This is a genomic window from Seongchinamella unica (assembly GCF_004354085.1).
In the GTDB taxonomy this organism is placed as follows: Bacteria; Pseudomonadota; Gammaproteobacteria; order Pseudomonadales; family Halieaceae; genus Halioglobus; species Halioglobus unicus.
In genome coordinates, this window is the sequence record NZ_SMSE01000003.1 from 269,095 (window position 1) to 291,826 (window position 22,732).

Consider the following 22,732-nt stretch of genomic DNA (forward strand, 5'->3'; position numbering starts at 1 on the left):
AGGCGCTGGCCAGCCGGGCCGGGAAGTCCTAGTCTCACTATCGCGACGGCACGGACGCTGTCGAGACAGCTCACTACAGGGAGGTAGTGTCGATGAAACCTGGATTCCCCGGCGGCCTGTTGCTGCTTGTTCCCGCCCTGGCACTGGGGCAATCATCCTCCAAGGACCCGGTGCAGCACACTCTCGCCCAACAGGAAGCATTCAATCCACCGCTGCAGGCACCGGATCCGGTCAGCCCGGCGCCTGGAGGGCAGGCCACCGCCGGTGCGCGGGAGACCACTACAGCCATCCAGGTGTCGGCACCGTCTTACACAGCCGGTGAACGCAATTTCTCCCGCCGTATCTCATTCTCCGAACTGCCGCTGGGAACGACCGTGAGCGACCAGTTCCGGGACCGGGGCATCCTGTTCGGGGGTTCGGGCGCCATCACCACCACCGATGCCGCTGTGGCCAGCTCTCCCGTGCTGGCGGGAACGCCACTGTTCGAGGGCGATATCACCGGCCGCTTCGTCAAACCCGGCACCGACGAAGCGGCACCGGTCTACCAGTTTATCTGGGACATTGGTCATTTCGACGCCGCGGAGTCGGTGCAGATGGATTTCTACGGCCCACAGGGACAACTGCTGTTGTCCAGCACTAACGCAGGCACCGGGAGTTATCGGTTCGCCGTCCGGGGCGGCAACTTCGGGATCGCCAGCTGGCGCATGCACCTGGTGAGCAACGATCCCGGGGGCTTTGGCATTGACAACCTCTATTTCTCGATACCCGGCAACAATGACCTTGGGCGGGAAATGGGCCTGACCGAGTGCAATCTGGGCAACCCCGTCAATCCCGCGGCCGGCAACAAGGTCCAGATCGAAACGGACTATCAGGGACAGAGACCCTTTCCACTCACGGCAAACCGGGCTTACAACTCACTCAGCGGCCAATGGACATTCTTTCCCCGGGTGTCCCACCAGGTCGGCACCATCGAGGCCCAGGTCACCCGACCGGACGGCAAAGTACTGACCTTCACCGGCGGCCAGGGCGCCGCGGACTGGCGCACCACCAGCACTGATATCACCGAACAACTGTTCAGTGAGCTCGATGGCGCGGGTAATATCACCGGCTGGCGCCTGGAGACGCTGGACGACCAGGTAGAAACCTATGACAGTAGCGGAAGGCTAATCCGGGTCAGCGAGCGCTCGGGTCTCAGCCACAGCTATCGCTACCAGCTGGACGCAATCGAGCTGGAGCACAGTCTGGGGGGGATGATTCGCTATTCGCTGGATACAGCTGGTCGCATTACCGGCTTCACCGATCCTCTGGGCCAGCATTACACTTACACCTACAACAGCGATGACATGCTCAGTTCCGTCTCTTACCCCGACAATGGCGGTGATCGCCGTTATCACTACGAAAACACAACTCATGCCGACCTCCTCACCGGCATCAGCGATGCCAACGGTAACCGCTTTGCCAGCTGGAGTTATGACACCGCCCGCCGGGCGATCCGTTCCGAACACCACAGCGGCGCCGACCGGACCAGCTTCGACTACAGCCAGCTCGATGGACCGGGAACCAGCAACACCACGGTAACGAACCCCCTGGGCAAGGAAACCACCTATTACTACACCCGTATCAACGGGGTGCAACGCGTGTTCCAGGTACAGGGACATGCCAGCGCCAACTGTGTGGCTGGCAACCAGCAATACGGCTTTGACCAGCGCGCGTTTATTCGCAGCAAAACCGACTGGAAAGGCAACGTCACTGAGTACCTGCGGGACGCCAGCGGGCGCGAGCTGATTCGACGGGAGGCCGTGGGCACGCCACAGGAGCGGGAAATCCGAACCAGCTGGCACCCCGCATTCAACCTGCCAACGTTGGTCGCTGAACCGGGTCGCGAAACCCACTACGAATATGATCTCAAGGGCAACCTGACCCGCAAGCGAGTCGTGGAGACCAGCGCACCCTGACAATCCCCTCCTGACACCAGCAACGGCTCACGAAGCAAGGAACGCATCATGAACCAGTCCAGCAAAAATCGGCTATCGCTCACCGGCAGTATTGCCCTTGCACTGGCTTGCACTGTCGCCCACGCCGACGAAAGACAGTGGAACTATCAGTACAACAACGCCGGCCAGGTCACCATCGCCGATGGCCCGCGGTCCAACACCGACGACAGCATCAGCTACAGCTACGATGCGAGTGGCAATTTAATCTCCGTCATCAATGCCCTGGGACACACCATCCATAGGCTTGATCACGATGCGCGCGGCCAACCGGGCAGGATTATCGACGCCAATGGCATTGAAACCCGACTGACCTACCATCCCCGTGGCTGGATCACGTCGCGCACCGTGGTCAGCCCCCTCGGCGATAACGCCCTGAACGCCACAACCCGCTATAGCTACGACCGGGAAGGCAGGTTGCTCAGCACCACACTTGCCGACGGCAGCAGGCTGGTCAACGAGTATGACGGCGCCCAGCGGTTGGTGGCCATCAGCAACAGTCTCGGTGAGCGGGTGGAATTCACCCTGGACAGGGCCGGAAATTCTCTCGCGGAGAAGACCTACAGCAGCAGCGGCACACTGTTGCGCGATATTTACCGGAGCTACGACGAACTCAACCGGCTGATCGCAACAACCGGGGCATCCGGACAGACCACGCGCTATACCTATGACCGCAACGGCAATCGCACCTCACGCACAGACGGCAACGGCAATATCACCGTACAACGGATAGACCCACTGGACAGGACATCCGGCACCGAAGCTGCCTATGCGCACAACGTGCACTACGGTTACGACCAGCGGGACAACCTGGCAGCGGTCACCGACCCTGGCGGCCTGGTTACCGGGTATACGCTTAACGGCTTCGACGAGTTGGTCGCGCTGAACAGCCCGGACACCGGTATCAGCAACTACTATTACGACAGCGCGGGCAATCACATCCTCAGCACCGACGCCAGGGGGACCAGCACCACATACAGCTACGACGCGCTCAACCGTCCACTGCAGGCCTCCTACCCCGACAGCGCCCTCGACATCAGCTACGGCTACGACCAGGGAAGTTTCGGCAAGGGCCGCCTCACCTCGGTAAGCGATGCCTCGGGGACGACACTGCTGGACTACGATCACCGTGGCAACCTGGTATTTGAAGGCCGCAGCACCAGTGGTCATGATTTTAACCTGAGCTATGAATACAACCTGGCAAACCGGATAACGCGCATTACCTACCCCAGTGGTCGTACAGTGAATTACAGCTATGACGGGACCGGGCGACAAATCGCGATACACACCAGTGGCCCCGAGGGAGACCGCAACATCGCCACCGGTGCCGGGTATCTCCCGTTCGGTCCGGCAACGTCACTGAGCCTGGGAAACGGCATCGAGATGAGCGCATCCTATGACCTGGACTATCGTCTGGCGTCACTGACCTTTGGTAACGCGCTGAACAGAAGCTACCGCTATGATCCCGCCGGCAACATCACCGCTATCACCAACCACACAAACGATACTTTCAGCCAGGCGCTGGGCTACGATGCTCTCAACCGGCTGGGTAACGCCAGTGGCGGCTACGGCAACCTGTCTTACAGCTATGACGCAAACGGCAATCGCCTCACCTACAGCAGTCGTACCGGAACGGATGCTTATACCTACGATGGCAACAGCAACCGGCTGCTGGGCACCAATGACTGGGAGTACCAGTACGACAACAACGGCAACCTGGTGGCAAAATCCGATCACGCGGGCACCGACAGCACGCTGTACCACTACGATGAGCGCAACCGGCTGGCGCAGGTGATTGATCGACAGACGGTCAATAATGCATACATCGATACCGTCATCGCCGAGTACCGCTACAACTTTCGCAACCAGCGGACCAGGAAGCAAACCCCGGACGAGGATATTCACTACATCTACGGCCAGCGAGGGGAACTGCTGGCGGAAATCAACGGCGATGGCATCCCGCTGCGCGAATACATTTACTTCAACGAACGCCCCATCGCTGTTGCCAGCACCAGCCTCACTTACAGCCCTGCTGAGCCCGGCGCCGAGCTGCTGCTGGACGACACCAGTGCCGGCACCAGCAGTACCGGCAACTGGGATCAGGTCAGAAAAAAGGGCGCCTACGGTGACTACTATCACCGCTCCGAAGACGCAGGCAGCCGTTATCGCTGGCATCCTGGCACACTCAAGAATCGCGATTACGAAGTCTATGCCTGGTGGCCAAAAACCAGGAAAAACAATCCATCCGCCAATTACCAGATCTTTCACGGCGGGCAGGTGTCGACCGTGACAGCCGATCAGAGCAGGCAGGGCAAGGAATGGATATACCTGGGCACCTACCCGTTCAGCGGTAACGGCAACGAATACATTGAGCTCTCTGACGCCGGAGGCCAGACCGCCGCCGATGGAATCCGCCTGGTCGAAATACTCCCTCCCCCGCCCCCGCTGATCAGCACCGAGATCTACTACATCCATACCGACCACCTGGGCACTCCGCAGACCCTGACCAATCAGGCGCAAAACGTGGTTTGGAACGCGAACTATATGCCTTTCGGCAAAGCCAATATCGACGTGGCGGCAATTACCAATAATCTGAGGTTTCCGGGGCAGTATTTTGATGGTGAGACGGGACTGCACCAGAATCATTTTCGGGATTATGACCCGATCGTTGGCAGATACCTGCAAGCGGATCCCCTGGGAATCGCTGGGGGACTTAATTTATTCCAGTACTCCAGAAACAACGCTTTCAGTTTTAGCGACCCTCTGGGACTGTGTCCTTGGTGCGTTGTTGGTGCCGGAGTAGGAGGCACAGCAGAAGCAATCCGTATCCATAGAACCGTTGGGTTCAATTCGAGTAAGTCTCCCATTAATAGAATCGCTATCGCAGCAGTACTCGGAGCAGCCACCGGTGGCTATAGTAGTGTTGTATCAGCTAGCAAACTTTCCACCAGCTTATCGCTGGCTGCCAATTCTAGCTTCATTTCCAGCGTGTCCATTTTCCATTTGGCGACTACTGCCTCATTAGAAGGAACTACCATATCGGCACAGGAATTACTCGCCGCGATCATCGCATCAGTGGGTAGCTTAGTGGCTGGGGCCGAACCAGGGCTAGATGACCTCACCTCTATACTAATCAGTGAAATTGCCGAAGAGGCTTTGACAGAATTACTCGATGATGATGACGTACTATGTAATCTCCATTGACTATCAGGTCTGACCGATGTTTGCGCTCGCCTACTATTCCAAGATCGCTTGCATAATTCTCTTGATCGGATTTTTATATCTTTCAATAGGAGAGTTATTTTCCTCACAACCAAGTTCAGTGCCACTACTTGAGTCTCTTTTCTATTTCGCAGTTCCAGCGGTACCGTTTTCAATAGTCGTTTTTGCATGGCCGGCTCACAAACTGGCGCGTCACTGGAACGTCCCACACTCAACAGTACTGAAACTCAGTGACAGAGAGAAAAAGATTCTCTCCTGGCACATGAAAACAGATGACCACCATCACGATAACTTTCCGGCAATGACGCCAAGGCTGACGCCTTCTGAACTGAATGTGACAATTGATAAAATCAAGCACTTAACCTAGCCACAAACCAAGTCAGCCACGCCCATCTACGCCATGGATTCACCCCTGGCGCTATTCCTGTCGACTGAATAGAGGCTCTGTGCTTCCATATACCCATGAAACTCCTCGGCACCTACGCCTCCATCATCGAAGCCAACCGCGTGGCCGGCTATCTCCGCGAGCAGGGAATCCTGTGCAAGGTTTCCGACGTCAATACTTACAACTACTGGGCGATTACCGGAGTCACCGATGTGCGGGTGTGGGTAGTGCTGGATCACCAGTGGGAGGACGCCCAGGCGTTGATGGCGGATGAGGACCATGTCCCGCGTAATCCCCTGCCTTCTGAAGATATCGCCTTTCTCGAGTCCAGCCAGCCGCAGCATTACCAGCAGATCATGTACGCCTGCATTGGCCTGTTGGCGCTTGTGGTACTGGTGCTGATCGCTCTTTTCAATTCCTGAATCACGGTTGCAGCGCTTAGCTGTCGGCGCAGGCGACAGGTGGCGGGCGGCTGACTGGACAAATTTTCCGGATTCACCAATACTGTATATATGTACAGTATTGGTGAGTCTAAACTGGGGTTTTTGCCCCCTGCGTATTTGCAGCTGATGGCACCGGGGCGCACAGGAGCGCTGTCGTGAGCCTGTGGCTGTGCCTGCGTTTTCACCAGTTGCCGCTGCAATGCCTCAACCGCTCGGAGACCGAGGCGGTGGTGGTACTGGCAAAACAGCGGGTGCTGCGGGCCAACGATTACGCCGCCGGGCTGGGCATTCGCGAGGGCATGGGCACCAGCACCGTACGTGCCCTGCTGGGGGATGAACCGGCCCAGTTGCTGGAGCGCGATACCGGCGCCGAGGAACGCTGCCTGCAGCAGTTGTGCTGCTGGGCCTACGGCATTACCCCCAGCCTCCACACTCACAGAGAGGACTGCCTGCAGCTGGAAATCGGGAGTTGCCTGGCCCTGTTTCGCGGGCTGGATACGCTGCTGGCCGAGGTGAGCAATGGCATTGCCAGCCGGGGCTTTCAGGTGGAATACGGGCTGGCGGCCACCCCCGCCGCCGCCTGGCTGCTGTCCTTCAATGGCTCCGGCCAGTCCCGCGACTGCGAGCGCCCACTGCAGGAACGGCTGGCGCCGCTGCCCCTGGCATTGCTCTCGGATTTTTCCACCACGGTGGATTCACTGCGGCGAGCCGGGCTGCATACCCTGGGGGACATTCTCAAGCTGCCGCCGGCGGCCCTGGCGCGGCGTTGCGGCGCACGGTTCAGCCACTACCTGCAACAGGTGCTTGGCCAGCGGGAAGACATCCACCCCGATTACCGCTTGCCCGCTACCTTCAGCGACGAGTACTGGTTTGGCTACGAGGTGCGCGGCAACGAGGAACTGTTCCCGGCCATACAGTTGCTGCTGCAGTCCCTGTGCCGGTTCCTGCGCAACACCCAGCTGCAAACCACGGAGATCGTCTGGCAGTTGATAGGTATAGACCATTCCCTCAAGGATATCTGCGTGCGCAGCACCTCCAGCCACAGTGACTGGGAGAACTGGTACCAGCTGACCCGCATTCGCCTGGAACGGCTGGAACTGAAGGTGGGCGTGGAAGGCCTGGCCCTGCTGTGCCGGCAGCTCAGCAGCGGCCAGCTGGAAAACATCGACCTGTTCAGCCCACGCAAACAGCGCGAACCACTCGCCAGCCTGCTGGACAGGCTGCGTAACCGGCTGGGCTTACAGGCGGTTAAAAAAGTCGGCTGCCGCGACGAACACCTGCCGGAATTTGCCGTGCATACCTGCCCCGACCGCCCCGCCGACGAGGGCGATGGCCACTGTGCCCAACGCCCCTTCTGGCTGATGCCCCGGCCGCAGGACCTGCCGGAGCGCCAGCAGCAATTGTATTGGCAGGGCCGGCTTGAACTGATTTACGGGCCCGAACGTATAGAAGACAACTGGTGGCAACAGCCAGTAAGCAGAGACTACTACATCGCCCGGGGTGAGGCCGGCCAGCATTACTGGGTGTTTCGTGACCGATTGGCCCGGCGCTGGTACATCCACGGCATTTTTGCCTGATTCTCCAACCGGGCGCTGTCGACTACCCATAATTAGAGTGCCAATTCTAATGGCATAGGCGAGAATGAGCGCATAGGTAGGAAAAGGAGCTGAAAACGACAATGGACCTGAAAAAATTTCTGGTGGTACATGACCCCACTCGTGAGGAACAACCCGCCATGGAAAGGGCCGCACTGGTGGCCGAAAAACTTGGAGCCGCGCTGCACCTGTTCGGCTGTATTTACGGTGATGTTTCCGGCGCCGACCGGCAGTCGGAGGCCGTAAAGGCAAAACTGAATGAACACAAGCAAATGCTGGACACCTGCGCAGCACCCTATATCGACCGGGGGATTGCCGTGGTCACGGAGGTGGAGTGGGACAAGGACTGGTACCACGCGGCGATCCGCGCCACCATCCGCAACCAGGCGGACATTGTCTACAAATCATCCTACCGGCACAGAGTCAGCCAGCGCATTCTCAAAGCCACCTCAGACTGGACCCTGATCAGGGAATGCCCGATGCCTGTGATGCTGGTAAAAGAGCGCGAACGCCCGGACGTCCCGGTCATACTGGCGGCCATCGACATCAGTGTGCGTACCGAGTCCTACGAAAAGCTCAATGAACACATACTGGAGCTGAGTCGCAAGCTGGTGGAAACCCGGGTGGCCGATGTGCACGTGGTCAATGCCTTTCCGGACTTCCGGGTAACCCCTAACCCACAAAAACTGATCGAGGTCTCCGGGCTGGACAAGAGCAAGATCCACATCAAGCTGGGCCCGCCGGACAGGGTTATTGTCGAGGAGGCCAAACGCCTGGGCGCCAACCTGGTCGTGGTCGGAAACTCACACCGTTCAGGGCTTGCTGCGATGCTTCACGGCAACACCGCGGAGAAAATACTCGACAAGCTGGACTGTAACGTACTGGCTATGCCCTGAGGGCGAGACCGTTTATTGGCGAAGGGGAGTGGCAACCTCAGCCCATTTGCCGCCGTTACGCACTGACCACACCGCGAAAGCCGGCGGGACTACCCACGTCGGCACGCGGTAAACGGGTCAGGCCTTTTTAACGAACTGTGATTTCAGCTTCATGGCGCCAATGCCATCGATCTTGCAGTCAATGTCATGGTCGCCGTCGACCAGGCGGATATTCTTGACCTTGGTACCCACCTTCACCACGGACGACGATCCCTTTACCTTGAGATCCTTGATCACGGTAACGGTGTCACCATCGGCCAGGGGATTGCCGTTGGCATCGGTTACTGTGCTCTCCTGGGCTTCTTCGGCGTTTCCATCCTGGGGCCACTCATGGCCACACTCGGGACACACGTACTGGTCCCGGTCCTCATAGGCATAGGGCGAAGAACACTGGGGGCACTGGGGTGTTTCACTCATGATATGGGGTTCCTGGTTAGTGATCGGGAATAAGGCGCTTGCCCATACTGACCATGGCATCTTCGCCATAGCCAATACTGCTGTAAAACCGGATGACTGATTCATTGCTGCGCCGGATCTGCAGATTGAGTTTGGGACAACCGCGCTGCAGCAAACGCTTTTCCAGCGCGCGCATGAGCAGGGTGCCATAGCTCTTGCGCCGGTGATCGGGGCTTACAGCGAGATAATTCACCCAGCCCCTGTGGCCTTCGTAACCGCCCATGATCGATGCCACCACCACGCCCTCAACTTCCCCGACCAGGAACAGTTCACGCCCTACCTGCAGCTTGCGGGCGATATCACGGCGCGGGTCATTGTGGGAGACGACCAACCCGCAGTCCTGCCACAGGGCAATCACAGCGGCTTCGTCGGTTTCTTCATAGGGGCGAATGTGCATTCAGTAGTGTACCGCCAGCCAGATGGTGTCTTCGTCCGGCGCGGTCCATTCCACCCGGTGCTTTTCATGGGCGGCAATAGTAACGTAATCTCCCTCGCCGAGGGTAATCGGGGGCTTGTCAGGGTAGGCGATCACGGCCCTGCCGCGAACCACCATGACCCACTCCGACTGTGCCTGGTCATACCAGCCCTGCGCCGGCGAGCTGTGCCCGCGAGAAACGATCCGTTCAATACGTACCTGGTCCGAACTGACGATATCCTCGAACAACTCCTGTGCCAGCGTTGCCGGTATCGCCTCGAGGATATTTTTCATGCGCGACCTCCCGGGCAAAAACGGGAAGGCCCGCCGATTATTCCAGCCTTCCCCGGTAATACTTGCAACCCAGCTTGCGAAATTCCGTATCCAGCTTGCGCCTGCTGCGTTTCCAGCCGTCCATCTGGCTGCCACCGCCGCCATTTCTGCGCAGCTCGTCATACCTGGCAATGCCGTCTTTCAATTTCTGGCAATGTTCCAACGATGCCTGCTGGGCAACAACGCCTCCGGTGCCGGCACACCCCATGGTGAGCACCAGCACAATTCTCCCGATCCGCATAGTCTGCACCTCCCTGTGCGAAGGTCAATCATAGCGAACCGGGCCCCCTCGCTGGGGGGCATAAGTGTCCAAATACCGTCATTACTGCCCGCTCAGCAGGTACTGGTCCTGCCCACCCGCTTGACGGACGGGGGGTAGCTCTTGAGCTTTTCCGGGGGCCGGATCGGGCGGGGAACAAAGTTGCCGCCACAGTTCGGGCACACGCCCCGCAGCACCTCGTCGACACAGGACGCGCAAAAGGTACATTCAAAGCTGCAGATTCTCGCCGCGGACGACTCCGGCGGCAGATCCCGGCCACAGCATTCGCAATTGGGTCTTAGCTCCAGCATCAGTTGTCCTCCCCGGCAGGTTTGCGGGCAATCATAAATACGACTTTGTCGCGTCCCGGGCAATGGCAAGCATCTTCTCTGACACATCCGTTGCCAGAATATGTCGCACCCGGGACCCACGCTCACTCCGGCTTCGGTTGCGCAGCCATCCCGTTCAGGTCTCACCCCGCCCTATCCATTTGTCCACGACCGGGTGTTCATAGGACGCCATCAGCGACAACAGCCGCTGGGCATCCTCTTCCACCAGCAACATGCTGCGATGGACCGGCTTGACAAACTGCTGCTCAACGGAGTGATCGAGAAACTGGATCAGCCTGTCAAAGTAGCCCTCCACATTGAGGATGGCGCAGGGTTTCTGGTGAAACCCCAGTTGTGACCAGGTGAGCACTTCCAGCAGTTCCTCAATCGTGCCGAATCCTCCCGGCATGGCAACAAAACCGTCTGACAGCTCCGCCATCAGGGCCTTTCTTTCGTGCATGGATTCCACCACCCGCAGATCGGTCACCCCACGGTGAGACACTTCCCGCTCGGCCAGCGCTCGGGGAATCACCCCGATAACCTGGCCACCGGCCTCCAGTACCGCATCGGCGATGCCACCCATTATGCCGACACTGCCACCGCCATAGACCAGGTCGATGCCGCGGGCGACCATAGCCCGGGCTAGATCGCGGGCGGCAGCCAGGTATTCGGGCTTGCGGCCCGGGCTGGACCCGCAATAAACACAGATTCGTTTCATTTTCAGCTCGCTACACGTGTTGAGGGGCCTTCGCCGGACAAGGATCCTCCACCCTGTTTAGTATCGCAGCGCTGGCAAATTACGCCAGTCTGGCAACCCGCTGCGGGTTAGACAACCGCCGCCATGTCGGAGAGACAGGCACAAAAAAAGGCAGGCCGTGAGGCCTGCCTTTTCAGAAGCATTGCTAGCAATCGTTAGATCGCGACAATGTTCTCCGCCTGGGGGCCTTTCTGGCCCTGAGTTACGGTGAACTCAACAGCCTGACCTTCGGCGAGGGTCTTGAAGCCGGAACCGGAGATTGCACTGAAGTGTGCAAATACATCGGGGCCAGATTCCTGCTCGATAAAACCAAAGCCTTTCGACTCGTTGAACCACTTTACAGTGCCAGTAGTAACATTAGACATAACAGATATCCTGTAGAAAAAAATATAAAAGTGCCTTGTTAGGGCATGACAGCGGGAAAAACAGACAAATATTTAACAACTACAGGACGAAGAACAACAAATGCGACGTACGGGAGAATGTATAAAAAGAGACTAAATTTCTAGCTGAGTGCAAAGTATAGACTATCTGCAGACAAGTCAAACACTTTCTCAGGCAATACCCCGGCTTCATTCGTTACCGTTTTCGCCCGCCCGAGGCTGCGTACGCTCTGTCGTCAGCCGATAAAGGCCCATGGCGAGCAACGCACCCTGCAGGCCGCTCAGCCGAAACCGGCTTTCTTCGCCAGTTCCAGCAATTCTGCCAGTGTCGGCTGCTCCTGGAAGACCGGCACGTCGTCGCCAAGCTGCAGCCACGGTTGCGCACTGCGGACCCACATATGGGCGATTGGCCGGAGCGAGGAAGTATCGTCAAGCGTACCCGGCTTCACCGCAACAATGCTGGAATCCCCCGGGGAGCTGAACCACAGAGCCACTCCGCAGTCGGGACAGTAGTGGCGCAGCATCCGGTCCCTGCTGGCGGTGAAGTCGTTTATTCCTGGCTCGCCTCTGGTCAGCTCGATGTCCGCCGCGTTGAGGAGCATGGACAGGCCGAAGGCAGAGCCCGACAGGGTCTGGCAGTCGGTGCAATGGCACGCGTGCACGCTCAGGGGGTTGCCGCTTACTTTATAGCGGACCGAGCCGCAGGCGCAGCCGCCGTATTTGCTACTCATTATTCATATCCTGCAAGTCCGGTTCATCAGGCAAGCCAGTCTTGCTGACAGATGTCGGCGAAGCGTCCGCCAACGAGATTGGCCAGATCAACCGCACTCAGTTCAATTTCAAGGCCTCTGCGGCCCGCACTCACATAAAGGGTCGAACAGGCTTGCGCTGACGAATCAATGATCGTCTTCAATCGCTTTTTTTGACCCAACGGGCTAACACCACCGAGCACATACCCCGTAGCTCGCTCGACCTCGGATTGATCGGCCATTGTCGCTTTTTTTGCCCCGGCCGCCTTCGCCATAAGCTTCATGCTCAGCATCGATGAGACCGGCACCACGCCCACGGCCAGTTCCTTGTTGTCGAGGCTGACAACCAGTGTCTTGAACACCCTATCCTCGGGTACACCCAGCTTTTCTGCGGCCTCCAGGCCGTAGGATTCACTGGAGGAATCATGGGTATATTCGTGGATCCTGTGGGCGATCCTGGCCTTTCTGGCCGCGTTGATTGCTGGTGTCATGTCGATCTCATCACCTGGACGCCGACGGAGGCATATCTCCGATGCTTCCTCTCTACCGGCCTAGAACGCCTCGTTTTCATCGTACGCGGCTACCAGTAACTGGCCATCAAAGCCGGTGGAAACGCTGAAGGTGATAGGCCGGCAACACACCTGGCAGTCCTCAACGTACTGCTGCCCCGCCTCTTCGGAATCCACCAGTACCGTAATGGCTTCGCCACAATAGGGGCAGTTCACCGATATTTCTTCCAACGACTCCATATTCAGTCCAACTCTATCAGTCCCGGCCGGTGCGGGTGAACACATAAAGCCGCGATCAGGGGCCCTCTGGGAGAGGGCTCGACCCCATAGCAGCCATACCGGTATGCCTTGTTAGCTGTATTTCCTGGCATACCAGCGATAGGCAAACGCCAGCCCCAAACAGGTAAACCCGGGAACCAGTAACGCCTTGAAAAGGATCTGGCTTTTTTCGCCCGGATTGGCGCCGCCTTTACATTGGTGTGGACTTCAATCCCTACAAAGACAAGCCAACCGCAACGAAAGAGACCACCGCCGCACGGATAAACCGCGCGGTGACTACCTCCTCCATGGCGGGCCTGCAGATTTTATAGCTTGCGGCCAGCGGCGTCATTCTACCCGCAGCAACAATCCCGTCAGCCGGAAACCGCGGACCACTAGGTTCCTAACGCCGCGGCTTCCGCGGCACAGTCACGCTCAGGCTTCAAACCCTTCGCTCGAATGGCCGCAAATTCTGCCTTTGCGGCCTCCAGATCTGCGCGAAACAAGGGATCCGCATGTAATCGCGCCACCGTGCCGGCCCCCATGAAACGCCCCTGCACGACGTCGCTGTGCCAATGGACGTTGCAGACATTCCGACTCTCACCATAGGCCAGCCCCCGGGCGAGGATTGCATCGGCCCGGTCCGGCGCAATTTCACTGAGAATAAGCGCCCACGCCCAGCCTATCGCGGTATGCCCCGACGGGTAGGAACCGTCCTGCTCCAGGCTCGGTTGATCCTCGGGCGTGCAGGTTGGCTCGTTGTTCACCATAAACGGACGGGGGCGGCTGTAGTTGTTCTTGGCCGTGTAGGTCGACAGCCCGGCATCCGTCAAGGTGCGCCGCAACAGCAGGTACAGATAAGGTGCGCTCTCCTCCGTTATTGGGGCGTCGAGGGCACAGGAAAATGTGCCAGCCGCGTGGGGGAAATGCAGATCGGCATCAGAAATCGCGAGTTCCCATCTTGGTGTTCCACGCAAGGCGATATTGTTACGGGCCACCTCCTCATCGAGTGCAAGCGCAGCCGACCCGCTCGCCGGCGGCGAAGGAACCAGCGTCAGGCTGTTTGGCAACGCATCCTGGGACAGGTAGCCCATGAGCAGGCCGGGGCGCACCTCGGGCACTGCCGCAGGCCCCTGGTCACCGGCAAGGTTTGCACAGCCTGCCGTCAGCACAGCCCAGCTAATGAGCAGCGCCAAACAGAGCGGCCTCCCGCTGTCAGCAAAATTTCCCATTCTGAAACCCCTCTCCTTACGCCAGGCAGTAACAGGGACACCAACTCACACTGACCGCTGCGGTGCCGAACAAGCGCAACGGCCTTGGCCCTCGACCCCGCGGCGGCGCTATTTGTGTCCCGGCCAGCCAATTATTGAATGTTGTCCTCTCGAAAACCAGGTTTTATCACCAGGGTTTCGATCAAACTGACGCGTTCCTCGTCCAGGTTGCGGTGCAAATTATAGGCCTTGGTCTGGATGTCCTCACCCACCAGGAGATAAACCCCCAGGGCCGGCAAGTTTGGCTCTCCTTCCGGTTTTTTTGCACTGGCAAAGGCCTGTTGGGCGAGATCGGTCTTGTTGTTCCAGATCTCGATGCCGAAGCCGGCCGATTCGATCGCGTCGCGGAATTGATCCGGCGGCAGCAGAAAACTCATGCTGTCATCCTGCGCCCAGGGTACCGGAAAATACAGCGGGGTATTCCTGTTGCCACAGACTTCGTACAACACTGCACGACCGCCGGGCTTGAGAACGCGACAGGTTTCCGCCAGCCATGACTGTTTGTCTTCCACATTCATGTTCATTTGCAGTGACCAGACACCGTCAAAAAAGTTATCTGCAAAAGGCAACTCCAACGCACTGCAGGCCTGAAACTGGACCTTGTCCTGCATATTGAGCAAACGCGTTAATCTCTCCGCAGTATCAATATACTCATCGCTCAAATCGATACCCGTCACCCGGCAGCCCGTATCATGCGCTAGACGACGCGTGGAACCGCCGATTCCACAACCGACATCCAGGATGTGCATGTCCGGTTGAAATCCGGCGAGCTGGATCAGCTCCCTGGTTGCAGTATCACCGCGAATATGAAATTCATCCACAGGCTGGAGGTCATCCAGGGTGACATTCGCCAAATCCTTGCCAAGTTTGTCGAGCCCATCGATGATTTTGTTGTACAGATCATTCGGGGAATAGTAGCCGTGAATGCGCCTAAGGTCGCCGCTCACCTGACTGGCCAAAACGGGATTACCGCCGGAACTCGCTTTTTATAATCCAGATATACATCTCCGAAGTGGGATATCAGCGACTTTTCCTCATAGTGCAGCCCGATAAAGATATACAGGGTCAGGCAGGTGGATAACATAAACTGGGTCATGCTCATGTAATCCGTCGACCATATCCCCAGCAAAACACCTGTTTGTATTGGATGGCGAACCATCCGATAGAGAAAGTTTTCTTTCAGCCTGTCTCCTTCGGAGGGGTTCATGGTTATGCTCTGCTTGAGCCCCATGAGGTGGAAATGGTCGATCTCGAATGTAGCCCCAACGAGGACCAGCCAGCCAAGCACATGAATCGACTTGAGGACAACAACGGCAATCGTATTATTTACGCTCCAGACCGACCCCGGCAGGGGCTGCCAGTACAGGCAGATGGCGAACATGAAAATACCGGAGACCAGAACGTAGGCACTTCGCTCCATTTCGACGGGCATGAACCGGGTAAGTTTTTCCTTGAAACTGCTGCGGGCCGCGATACTGTGATGCAGCCCAAACAAGGCCATGATCAATAAATTGATCACTATCGCCTGGGCTGTAGCGCCATTCGCCACCGCAGAATTGACGTGCATCGGCAGAAAACTCCAGCCTCCCATGTAGAGCATGAAGGCTGTCAGCCCGAGCAATCCAACAAGATAGGAGAATATCCCGAACAGCAAAATACAAAGCTTTTTCATTTTATTGCACCTTATACAAATTCAGCATCATTCGGAGATAAAGAACACAAGGCTTATAACAGCGGCAGACAGCACTGCCGCCCGCTTTGGTTGTACTTTCTATCGGCGCCGCTTCCATCTGGCGGAGTACCTGCTGCCATGCGGGACGGGAAGGACTGAAATTCCGGAGCCACGAAAGTAGTGGAAAATCGAAAAAGGACACTGGATAGCACTGCCCGATGGGTATCGCGAAGCGCCGTGGCATGAGGCAAGGTGGAATGTCGCATGGTATCTAACACCTCAAGCGCTTTATCGAGGACTTGTCCGCCTGGCTCAATCGGTCGGGGTGACAGTCACGTTTTTCATGCATATATCCATTGCCGAATCATACTCCTCAACCGTGGCCTGTCCAGATGAAAGGACCTCCTGGTTAGCCCCACGTACGAGTGAGTGTTTCAGCTGATTTTATGGCCGGCAGATGCTCGATCGGGGTCAGATCATCGAGGGAGTCATGGGATCCCGCGCTGAAGAGCGCTGGGCCACCTGCCTTGCTAAGCATTTTTTACACCCAGCATAGCATCGACGAATGCAGCCCATGCTGGATACTTCTCTATCTGCCAAATGGAGTTTATGTGTTCCCTCGCTCTATCTTCAGACCACCCCAGGTGCTTACAGGCGAATATGGCAAAGAAGGCAGATACCCGGTAATTGGCGGCGCAGTGAAGCATTACCTTTTTCCCTGACAGCTCTTTCAGCCTGGACTCGAACTGTTGGTAATCAGCTGCTTTGGGCGCCGAAAAATCAACCGGGATGTACTCGTAGGCGATGCCCTGTGCTTTGACGATCGCAGGTTCCTTCTCCACGGCGTATTCACTTTCGTCGGGCAACAGGTTGATAAGCGCTTCATAGCCTTCTGCTTTCAACAGTGCCAGCTGGCCTTCGTTAAGCAATCCGGCGGTACTCACATGATCATCAATCTTCTTGAAGTTATAGGCTTCATCTACGCTCATGCTCTCTCTCCAATGTGGGTTAACGCCTCACACAGCGGCGCACTCTGGCTCTTCCAGCCGCGACAGCGGCAACCTGCCTTCATCTGTAGGCATGACTACCCTACTAGAACGGCATACACACAAAGTACGAACAAGCCCAAAGTAGTGAACACACTCGCCATAAACAGCTTACGCCTCACCGGTACATAATTTGTACCTGTATGAACATAAGCATGACCTATGCGCAACAAAACAAAAGCCCATGCCAGCACGAGTGTCAAATAAGTCACGGCATCGAGTAAGTACAACAACACCGTAAGCACATAAAACAACACGGGGACTTCAAACTGATTGCGAATGCAGTTATTTATTTGAATGACATAGTCCGGCCAGGCATCGTCATAGAGACTACGTCTGCCCTCATCCACTTCATTCAATGCAGCTGCCCTCTTCTTTGCTCGAGCCAAGCGGATATAAAGGACAATCGTCAGCCCGATCTGGAATAACACAGGCCAAACAATAAGTTCACGATTCATATATCTTACCTAACGTCCAATGCCCTGGGGCACGCTATATTCCCTGGCCAGTGGCCAACCAATTGGCACAGCCGGCACCGAGTTCATATGCAGCCCGCTGCTCGTACTTTTCGACCTGCTGGTCAGAAAGCACATCACGCCACCGACCATTGACACCTTTATGGATAAAAGTCTCGGCGCCCCCATCCCAGAACGCCCCTCCCAGCGGGACACTCCTCATGGCGTTGGCTTTCATATAGTCAAAGCTGCAGTGGCGCAGGATTTTCTCCCATTTCGACTCATCGATTGGCGTATCAATGAAATCGGCGATTCGGCGAATCTCCCCTGCCATGTCCGATTTTAATTGCGAAAAATGCACCATATGCACATTCGGCAATTCCCGAATGTCCCACCAGGAACGTACGTTTTCCCAAAGCGACCAGAACGGATAACCATCATTTTCCAACCAGTCATCAAAATACTGGGCAATCGATGCGCATGGTGGTTCGATCGGTGGGCCAACTCTTCCCGGCGTGTTGTTCAGTGCGTCGTACCAGGCTTCGTTGGCATTTAAATGGTGGTTGTACAGACTCCAGACCACATCACGCCCATCCCGGCCAATGTAGATGTACTTAGCCTTTTCCGAGAAGACCAGAGCATCAACGGGCAAATGCGTCTTTAAAAATCGACGATGAGTCTGGGCCTCCACCGCCTGCAGCTTGATTTCCCTGGGTGGAACACGCAAATCCATCCACGGCGACATCTCGGCGACCTCCAAACCCTCCTCTCCCGAAAACAACAACTGGGACACAATCTGCTGCATCCAGGTTGTACCTGATTTGGCATACGTCGAAATCACGATATCGTCGTCGCGGAACTGGAAGTCGTTCCAGATAGTGGAGTCGAAATGGTGGTTGTGAAGCTCTCTTGTCTTCACCGGAACGCCAACTTCTTCCATCAGGCTTACTCCTCACACTTCAATTATGCGTAACGCCTCAAGCAGGGGTGAGTGTTAGCGACTCCCTGCTGTCTTGTCTTGCCTTGTTATGTGCTTTCAGGATCATTCGATCTTAATGCTCCTACAGCGGACCACGTTGAAACACCATAGGGCACTAAATATGTGAGAAAAACTTTTAGCATATCCTGGCCCGAAAGTGACATAGCCGGGATTTTGTCACCATGATTAATTAGAGCCAGGATAGTGCCTACAATGAGCGAGACCCGGATAGCTCGTGGCAACACCTGCCTGGATAGAGCCAGAGAAAAGAAACTATCCTTGCTCATTTAAGTATGGGTATCTCTCCAGAATTTCCGGTCAGGCACATAAGGCATCGCTAAGGCGCAGCCGAAACACAGTGCAGACCGACCCACAAAGGCCGAGTCTCTTTGCGGCCAGAGCATACTTGAGCAACCTGTTATTTGTTTTAACCAATACAATTTTTCCCTTGTTGTACTGGTGGGCACTGCACTGAACCAAATGAACAAAATACACAGCAGTCACCGGGATTCGGTTTCAGTAATTTTTTACATCCTTCGCATTCGTAGAAAAACAAACAAGAGTCCGTAGGCATAACCTCAGATTTTTGGTGACTGCACTCAGGACAAGTAATCGTTGATTCGAGTATCACCTGTTTCATTGATCTAAATCCTAATGACTACAATTACACTTAGCGCTTCAAGCAGGGGCGACGGTACGCCGTCACGTACCGAAGGCGCCTTGCGGCCTTTATACCCCCTGATGTTGTACCAAACTTTGTTCCTTTCACCAGTAGTAGTCTACACATTAAGCTATTTTCGTACGCGACCGAGACAGCTTCATATAACTCGTTTGAATGGCTTATGCTAAGCGGATCGTGGCCTAAAGCTTTTGACATTGGCTGCACACGCTTTGTGAATATGCCACCTTTATGATCGTAAACGTTATCTTCCGGACGAATGTGATCAATTTCAGCCGAGAAGACATATGAGCCCCTGGTTTTCGCCACCCATGAGTACTGATCGCGCTGTTTAGAACCAGGCATCGAATAAGCCACTTTTAGCCCTTTTACCCACTTTAGGGGTTTCGATGGTGCGATGGTGCCACCTCCGAGTGCTGTTATCGCTTGCTGCAGCGGCGCACGAACCGCGCAGCGGTTTGGGCGTCCGGCCCCGAAGGGGCGTACTGCCGGCACTTGTTAATTGCCCCGATCATCGCGATCCTCGAGTAGGAAATTGCGGAGTTCTCGCTCGCTGCGCATAACATAAAGGAAGAGAACCTGTCCCTTGGTATGACGATAGAATACACGGCACGGACCCACCACTAGTTCACGATAGCGGCTGCCCCCTAGTTCTTCGGGTATTTTTCCTGATCTAGGGTGGCGCTCAAGACGCTCAGCGACAGAGAACACCCGCTGGACCAACCTCCGTGCAGCAGCAGGATTTTCGAGCGCAATATACTCTGCAATTTCATCTAGATCGGATAAAGCTGACTCGGTCCAAATTAGCTCAGCCATTTCTTCATTTTGGCTTTGGCTTCATTGTGGCTTAGAACCCTGCCTTCCAGCGCAGCAGACTCACCACGAGCAATTCCCTCTAGGATCTGCATCCTGCGTTGAAGAGACTCATAGTCTTCAAAATCAACAAGATAGGCCGATGGCTTTCCGTGCTCTGTTATGAGCACGGGCTCTTTGGACTCGTGGAGCTCTGACAGGATTTTGGTAGCCTGGCGCTTCAGGGTAGTAACTAATTCGGTTTTCATAAAGTGATACTATTCTATCACTCGATATATGACAAGGGGCAATTAACGCTTCAGGCTGCGTGCGCCGAAACCGCGCAGCGGTTTTGGTGTCAGTAGCCCTGACTTGTTATGTGGCTGATGGTTCCAGGCCATCTGAGAATTTCATCCTTGATGGGTCTCTCGGTTGCTCCGATAGCGTCTCTGGATCCCACTCGCTACGATCAGTGTCTAGAAAGTCACCGCCGTAGACATGAATGGCGCCAGTAAATGTATCCAAAAGATTGTGTACGGAGTGAATCGCAGATTTATCAAAGCTCAGTGTTTCCCCAGCTTTGATTGTTTCCGCGCCTAGAGCTACCACTTCGTCGATGAATTCTTTCTGCGTAATCATGCTGTCGCCACATAACAGCTTATTATGTAATTTTTGGCATTTAAAGCCATCTTCTAACATGACCAATATAGTGTCGATAGTCTTTTGGAAACAACTTCATTAGATGGGCTTCTTCAGCAAGCGTTTGACTATGCAGTGTATATAATCCGATGATTAGGCAGACAGCGGAAAATACAGATGGTATAGCAAGCAAGAAACCGACCTGAGCTGTAGCAATACCGAGAAACATCGGGTTGCGCGAAAACCTGTAAAAGCCATCAGTTCTTAATTTTTCAGGCTTATTCGGATCGATACCCGACCTCCAGTTACTACCCAGACTAAAATGGATCACGACAGTAAATAAAAAACCAGCGGTTAACAAAATGTTGCCCGCAAGAACGACTGGCCATACATTAATATAAACAAAGAACCCCAAATAGCTATCTATACCGGGGAAGAAGTATCGGAACAGGCACACCATCCATATGGTGAGTCTAAATGCCCGAAATAGCATATGGTTCCACCAGGTTGTGCTAAAACGTTCTCCCGGAAAAACCACCTCGGGCAAACCTGCTCGTTTCTTTGCCGTTATTCTTAAGGCATAAAACGCAGCGACGCATGAATAAAAAATAGCGAGGTAAACTCGAGTAAATTCAACTATTGTGGATGAACTATCCATTGTGAACTCGAAACATACTGCGGATGTCTGCTAGTCCAATCACATAACACCCGGTTAAGCGGTGAAGACGCCGGAGGACCAATTGTGATACCCAATCACAATTGGAACCGCAGTGCTGCGCCCGAGTGAGCCCTTGGGCGAACGACTTCAACCGCATGTTATGTGCCTGTCGCTTCAAGAGCGGAGTCAAGTTGCGCCAAAAACTCATCTGGATAGAGTGCTTTTTTCTTCGACCAATAGTTTCTGAAAGTTTCGCTGTCAATTTCTTCAACAATACCAGTTATCGTGGCGCTCCATGCTCTCTCAGAGTAGCTTAACTGACCTTCAGTGGCTGAAAACATTAGCTGGACGGTGCAGAACAATTGTTCGTTATAGTAGCTCCCAAGCTTAAGCACGTCTTCTGCGCATAATTCAGCTCCTACCGACTGAGCTTTTACAATCAACGCCGATATACCCGAATCTGTGTACACGCTCCTGCGAATACTTGAGTAGGATTGAAACACATCTCTACGTGCAGTTCGCTTTAGTTCCGTGGTGTTTTGCTTAAGCTGCATAGCTACATAAATTAATGACATCACTACTGCGATTGATGAGACAAACTCTCCTAGGCTACCAAGTTGTTCAATAGTCATGGCACATAACGCCTGAGTTCAGCAACATTTGAGGCGACGCCCGTTTTCGCGGCAGCAAAAATAGGTGGCGGGTCAAATGTACGCTGCAACGATTTGTTATATGCGCCCTTCAAAGAATGCCAACCTCGCCTTTGGAAGTCGAAACAAATCACCACTTTCTGCCCAAGTCATCAGCGTAAAGCCGAATGGCCCTCTCGTAATCGCGGATCGCCTCGGATGCAGTAGTGTCGGCAAGAAGTGTGAGCAAAAGTTGTACGCTTTGTTTGTGCTCACCCTGGTTGTACAAGCACATCGCGTAGAAGGGCAAAAAAGATTCTTCTTCTGGAAATTCCGTAAGCAGCCGTTGAAACGATGCCATCGCCTCGTCGTACCGGCCGAGACTCCGTAGCGTGCTGGCTAAACCAAACAACGCTTCATATAGATCTGACTTCGACAATTCACCCGACAGTGATGCCTTGTAATGGTCAACTGCTTCTTGTTCCAGCCCCTCATTGTCGAACGACCACGCAATATGGAGATGGGCCAACGATGAAGTCTTTCGATTGTCTAGCAGACTCTCAAGAAGGGATCGTGAATCAGCATATCGCCCCTCGCGCCTCAGCGAAATCGCTTGTTCAATCGTGGCGTTCATAGGCCACCAAGCATATAACATCTTAGTACTGGGAAACCGCCTGATAGCCGTGCCCTATTTATTTTCGGTTTCATTCTTTCATTTAAGACAAAACCACCTTTCATAACAACACTTTCCAACTCTCATGATCTTGCCTGCCGTAGATACTGGGAATTTTCGGCCTGGCGATTCATCAAATTCAGCCACTTTCCGCGCCCACTAAATCATACTTACTCTTTATTTTTCAAAAAGTTACGAGTCATTATGATGGACGGCATCG

General features: G+C 55.1%; 29 protein-coding genes. 5 read left to right on the top strand and 24 right to left on the bottom strand.

Going from position 1 to position 22,732, the window contains the following annotated elements:
* The first annotated feature begins 92 nt into the window (after nt 1–92).
* The 5 genes from E2F43_RS13385 (at nt 93) to E2F43_RS13405 (ending at nt 8,532) form a co-directional block, all read left to right on the top strand.
* Entirely contained in the window at nt 93–1,955 is a 1,863-nt protein-coding gene (locus E2F43_RS13385) for a DUF6531 domain-containing protein (protein WP_133213497.1), read from the top strand.
* 48 nt (nt 1,956–2,003) lie between these two features.
* The gene (locus tag E2F43_RS13390) at nt 2,004–5,195 is read left to right on the top strand and encodes an RHS repeat-associated core domain-containing protein (protein WP_133213499.1); all 3,192 of its coding nucleotides are present in this window, start codon (nt 2,004–2,006) and stop codon (nt 5,193–5,195) included.
* A 480-nt stretch (nt 5,196–5,675) separates the two neighbouring features.
* A complete protein-coding gene (locus E2F43_RS13395) occupies nt 5,676–6,020 on the top strand; it encodes a putative signal transducing protein (protein ID WP_133213501.1) in 345 nt (114 codons plus the stop codon).
* A gap of 176 nt (nt 6,021–6,196) precedes the next feature.
* A complete protein-coding gene (locus E2F43_RS13400; RefSeq protein ID WP_133213503.1) occupies nt 6,197–7,618 on the top strand; it encodes a Y-family DNA polymerase in 1,422 nt (473 codons plus the stop codon).
* A 101-nt stretch (nt 7,619–7,719) separates the two neighbouring features.
* Nucleotides 7,720–8,532, top strand: a complete 813-nt coding sequence (locus tag E2F43_RS13405) for a universal stress protein (RefSeq protein ID WP_133213505.1) — start codon at nt 7,720–7,722, stop codon at nt 8,530–8,532.
* A 117-nt stretch (nt 8,533–8,649) separates the two neighbouring features.
* Here the strand turns inward: E2F43_RS13405 and E2F43_RS13410 are convergent, their stop codons facing one another.
* The 24 genes from E2F43_RS13410 to E2F43_RS13525 all read right to left on the bottom strand — a co-directional run bounded on the left by E2F43_RS13410 (nt 8,650) and on the right by E2F43_RS13525 (nt 22,473).
* Nucleotides 8,650–8,988, bottom strand: a complete 339-nt coding sequence (locus tag E2F43_RS13410) for a zinc ribbon domain-containing protein YjdM (protein WP_133213507.1) — start codon at nt 8,986–8,988, stop codon at nt 8,650–8,652.
* Nucleotides 8,989–9,004: 16 nt separating this feature from the next.
* Nucleotides 9,005–9,424: a GNAT family acetyltransferase gene (locus E2F43_RS13415; RefSeq protein ID WP_133213509.1), complete on the bottom strand. Its 420-nt coding sequence runs from the start codon at nt 9,422–9,424 to the stop codon at nt 9,005–9,007.
* Entirely contained in the window at nt 9,425–9,736 is a 312-nt protein-coding gene (locus tag E2F43_RS13420) for a cupin domain-containing protein (RefSeq protein WP_133213511.1), read from the bottom strand. It abuts the gene before it with no gap.
* A gap of 37 nt (nt 9,737–9,773) precedes the next feature.
* Nucleotides 9,774–10,016 (bottom strand): hypothetical protein, encoded by a 243-nt coding sequence (locus tag E2F43_RS13425; protein ID WP_133213513.1) that lies wholly within the window; start codon nt 10,014–10,016, stop codon nt 9,774–9,776.
* 92 nt (nt 10,017–10,108) lie between these two features.
* A complete protein-coding gene (locus E2F43_RS13430) occupies nt 10,109–10,432 on the bottom strand; it encodes a DUF1272 domain-containing protein (RefSeq protein ID WP_338054593.1) in 324 nt (107 codons plus the stop codon).
* Between the two features lie 67 nt (nt 10,433–10,499).
* The gene (locus tag E2F43_RS13435) at nt 10,500–11,081 is read right to left on the bottom strand and encodes an LOG family protein (protein ID WP_133213517.1); all 582 of its coding nucleotides are present in this window, start codon (nt 11,079–11,081) and stop codon (nt 10,500–10,502) included.
* A 194-nt stretch (nt 11,082–11,275) separates the two neighbouring features.
* Nucleotides 11,276–11,485 (bottom strand): cold-shock protein, encoded by a 210-nt coding sequence (locus E2F43_RS13440; protein WP_133213519.1) that lies wholly within the window; start codon nt 11,483–11,485, stop codon nt 11,276–11,278.
* Nucleotides 11,486–11,784: 299 nt separating this feature from the next.
* Complete coding sequence (locus E2F43_RS13445; RefSeq protein WP_133213521.1) at nt 11,785–12,234, bottom strand: GFA family protein; 450 nt, start codon at nt 12,232–12,234, stop codon at nt 11,785–11,787.
* A 26-nt stretch (nt 12,235–12,260) separates the two neighbouring features.
* Nucleotides 12,261–12,743: a Cys-tRNA(Pro) deacylase gene (gene ybaK, locus E2F43_RS13450; protein WP_133213523.1), complete on the bottom strand. Its 483-nt coding sequence runs from the start codon at nt 12,741–12,743 to the stop codon at nt 12,261–12,263.
* Between the two features lie 60 nt (nt 12,744–12,803).
* Nucleotides 12,804–13,001, bottom strand: a complete 198-nt coding sequence (locus E2F43_RS13455; protein WP_133213525.1) for a CPXCG motif-containing cysteine-rich protein — start codon at nt 12,999–13,001, stop codon at nt 12,804–12,806.
* Between the two features lie 413 nt (nt 13,002–13,414).
* Entirely contained in the window at nt 13,415–14,215 is an 801-nt protein-coding gene (locus tag E2F43_RS13460; protein ID WP_238946917.1) for an acid phosphatase, read from the bottom strand.
* Nucleotides 14,216–14,382: 167 nt separating this feature from the next.
* A complete protein-coding gene (locus E2F43_RS13465; protein WP_133213529.1) occupies nt 14,383–15,237 on the bottom strand; it encodes a class I SAM-dependent methyltransferase in 855 nt (284 codons plus the stop codon).
* On the bottom strand, nt 15,234–15,962 hold the full coding sequence (locus tag E2F43_RS13470) for a methyltransferase family protein (RefSeq protein ID WP_133213531.1): 729 nt from the start codon (nt 15,960–15,962) through the stop codon (nt 15,234–15,236). The genes E2F43_RS13465 and E2F43_RS13470 overlap by 4 nt, the downstream gene beginning before the upstream one ends.
* Nucleotides 15,963–16,492: 530 nt before the next feature.
* The gene (locus E2F43_RS13475) at nt 16,493–16,951 is read right to left on the bottom strand and encodes a protein tyrosine phosphatase family protein (RefSeq protein ID WP_133213533.1); all 459 of its coding nucleotides are present in this window, start codon (nt 16,949–16,951) and stop codon (nt 16,493–16,495) included.
* A 95-nt stretch (nt 16,952–17,046) separates the two neighbouring features.
* Nucleotides 17,047–17,466: an MAPEG family protein gene (locus E2F43_RS13480; RefSeq protein ID WP_133213535.1), complete on the bottom strand. Its 420-nt coding sequence runs from the start codon at nt 17,464–17,466 to the stop codon at nt 17,047–17,049.
* Nucleotides 17,467–17,500: 34 nt separating this feature from the next.
* Nucleotides 17,501–18,403, bottom strand: a complete 903-nt coding sequence (locus tag E2F43_RS13485; protein WP_133213537.1) for a sulfotransferase domain-containing protein — start codon at nt 18,401–18,403, stop codon at nt 17,501–17,503.
* Between the two features lie 86 nt (nt 18,404–18,489).
* Nucleotides 18,490–18,729, bottom strand: a complete 240-nt coding sequence (gene nrtS / locus E2F43_RS19555) for a nitrate/nitrite transporter NrtS (protein ID WP_133213540.1) — start codon at nt 18,727–18,729, stop codon at nt 18,490–18,492.
* A gap of 140 nt (nt 18,730–18,869) precedes the next feature.
* A complete protein-coding gene (locus tag E2F43_RS19445; RefSeq protein ID WP_133213542.1) occupies nt 18,870–19,082 on the bottom strand; it encodes a GDCCVxC domain-containing (seleno)protein in 213 nt (70 codons plus the stop codon).
* Between the two features lie 537 nt (nt 19,083–19,619).
* A complete protein-coding gene (locus tag E2F43_RS13500; RefSeq protein WP_133213544.1) occupies nt 19,620–19,937 on the bottom strand; it encodes a type II toxin-antitoxin system RelE/ParE family toxin in 318 nt (105 codons plus the stop codon).
* Nucleotides 19,925–20,182 (bottom strand): type II toxin-antitoxin system Phd/YefM family antitoxin, encoded by a 258-nt coding sequence (locus tag E2F43_RS13505; protein WP_133213545.1) that lies wholly within the window; start codon nt 20,180–20,182, stop codon nt 19,925–19,927. Before E2F43_RS13505 ends, E2F43_RS13500 begins: the two co-directional genes overlap by 13 nt.
* Before the next feature lie 106 nt (nt 20,183–20,288).
* A complete protein-coding gene (locus E2F43_RS13510) occupies nt 20,289–20,552 on the bottom strand; it encodes a hypothetical protein (protein ID WP_133213547.1) in 264 nt (87 codons plus the stop codon).
* A 40-nt stretch (nt 20,553–20,592) separates the two neighbouring features.
* Complete coding sequence (locus tag E2F43_RS13515) at nt 20,593–21,210, bottom strand: methyltransferase family protein (RefSeq protein WP_133213549.1); 618 nt, start codon at nt 21,208–21,210, stop codon at nt 20,593–20,595.
* 158 nt (nt 21,211–21,368) lie between these two features.
* Nucleotides 21,369–21,842 carry a hypothetical protein gene (locus E2F43_RS13520; protein ID WP_133213551.1) on the bottom strand — a complete coding sequence of 158 codons (474 nt, stop codon included), beginning with the start codon at nt 21,840–21,842 and terminating at the stop codon, nt 21,369–21,371.
* A 148-nt stretch (nt 21,843–21,990) separates the two neighbouring features.
* A complete protein-coding gene (locus tag E2F43_RS13525) occupies nt 21,991–22,473 on the bottom strand; it encodes a tetratricopeptide repeat protein (protein WP_133213553.1) in 483 nt (160 codons plus the stop codon).
* Nucleotides 22,474–22,732 lie beyond the last annotated feature (259 nt).

Bases quoted from the DNA above. Each gene is read 5' to 3' on its own strand.
- E2F43_RS13485 (WP_133213537.1), bottom strand. From the start codon at position 18,403: ATGGAAGAAGTTGGCGTTCCGGTGAAGACAAGAGAGCTTCACAACCAC.
- ybaK (WP_133213523.1), bottom strand. From the start codon at position 12,743: ATGACACCAGCAATCAACGCGGCCAGAAAGGCCAGGATCGCCCACAGG.
- E2F43_RS13520 (WP_133213551.1), bottom strand. From the start codon at position 21,842: ATGACTATTGAACAACTTGGTAGCCTAGGAGAGTTTGTCTCATCAATC.
- E2F43_RS19445 (WP_133213542.1), bottom strand. From the start codon at position 19,082: ATGAAACAGGTGATACTCGAATCAACGATTACTTGTCCTGAGTGCAGT.
- E2F43_RS13525 (WP_133213553.1), bottom strand. From the start codon at position 22,473: ATGAACGCCACGATTGAACAAGCGATTTCGCTGAGGCGCGAGGGGCGA.
- E2F43_RS13385 (WP_133213497.1), top strand. From the start codon at position 93: ATGAAACCTGGATTCCCCGGCGGCCTGTTGCTGCTTGTTCCCGCCCTG.
- E2F43_RS13515 (WP_133213549.1), bottom strand. From the start codon at position 21,210: ATGGATAGTTCATCCACAATAGTTGAATTTACTCGAGTTTACCTCGCT.
- nrtS (WP_133213540.1), bottom strand. From the start codon at position 18,729: ATGAGCAAGGATAGTTTCTTTTCTCTGGCTCTATCCAGGCAGGTGTTG.
- E2F43_RS13510 (WP_133213547.1), bottom strand. From the start codon at position 20,552: ATGATTACGCAGAAAGAATTCATCGACGAAGTGGTAGCTCTAGGCGCG.
- E2F43_RS13440 (WP_133213519.1), bottom strand. From the start codon at position 11,485: ATGTCTAATGTTACTACTGGCACTGTAAAGTGGTTCAACGAGTCGAAA.
- E2F43_RS13410 (WP_133213507.1), bottom strand. From the start codon at position 8,988: ATGAGTGAAACACCCCAGTGCCCCCAGTGTTCTTCGCCCTATGCCTAT.
- E2F43_RS13390 (WP_133213499.1), top strand. From the start codon at position 2,004: ATGAACCAGTCCAGCAAAAATCGGCTATCGCTCACCGGCAGTATTGCC.
- E2F43_RS13470 (WP_133213531.1), bottom strand. From the start codon at position 15,962: ATGAAAAAGCTTTGTATTTTGCTGTTCGGGATATTCTCCTATCTTGTT.
- E2F43_RS13435 (WP_133213517.1), bottom strand. From the start codon at position 11,081: ATGAAACGAATCTGTGTTTATTGCGGGTCCAGCCCGGGCCGCAAGCCC.
- E2F43_RS13420 (WP_133213511.1), bottom strand. From the start codon at position 9,736: ATGAAAAATATCCTCGAGGCGATACCGGCAACGCTGGCACAGGAGTTG.
- E2F43_RS13430 (WP_338054593.1), bottom strand. From the start codon at position 10,432: ATGTGTCAGAGAAGATGCTTGCCATTGCCCGGGACGCGACAAAGTCGT.
- E2F43_RS13475 (WP_133213533.1), bottom strand. From the start codon at position 16,951: ATGAGCGTAGATGAAGCCTATAACTTCAAGAAGATTGATGATCATGTG.
- E2F43_RS13425 (WP_133213513.1), bottom strand. From the start codon at position 10,016: ATGCGGATCGGGAGAATTGTGCTGGTGCTCACCATGGGGTGTGCCGGC.
- E2F43_RS13395 (WP_133213501.1), top strand. From the start codon at position 5,676: ATGAAACTCCTCGGCACCTACGCCTCCATCATCGAAGCCAACCGCGTG.
- E2F43_RS13445 (WP_133213521.1), bottom strand. From the start codon at position 12,234: ATGAGTAGCAAATACGGCGGCTGCGCCTGCGGCTCGGTCCGCTATAAA.
- E2F43_RS13455 (WP_133213525.1), bottom strand. From the start codon at position 13,001: ATGGAGTCGTTGGAAGAAATATCGGTGAACTGCCCCTATTGTGGCGAA.
- E2F43_RS13500 (WP_133213544.1), bottom strand. From the start codon at position 19,937: ATGGCTGAGCTAATTTGGACCGAGTCAGCTTTATCCGATCTAGATGAA.
- E2F43_RS13505 (WP_133213545.1), bottom strand. From the start codon at position 20,182: ATGAAAACCGAATTAGTTACTACCCTGAAGCGCCAGGCTACCAAAATC.
- E2F43_RS13405 (WP_133213505.1), top strand. From the start codon at position 7,720: ATGGACCTGAAAAAATTTCTGGTGGTACATGACCCCACTCGTGAGGAA.
- E2F43_RS13415 (WP_133213509.1), bottom strand. From the start codon at position 9,424: ATGCACATTCGCCCCTATGAAGAAACCGACGAAGCCGCTGTGATTGCC.
- E2F43_RS13480 (WP_133213535.1), bottom strand. From the start codon at position 17,466: ATGAATCGTGAACTTATTGTTTGGCCTGTGTTATTCCAGATCGGGCTG.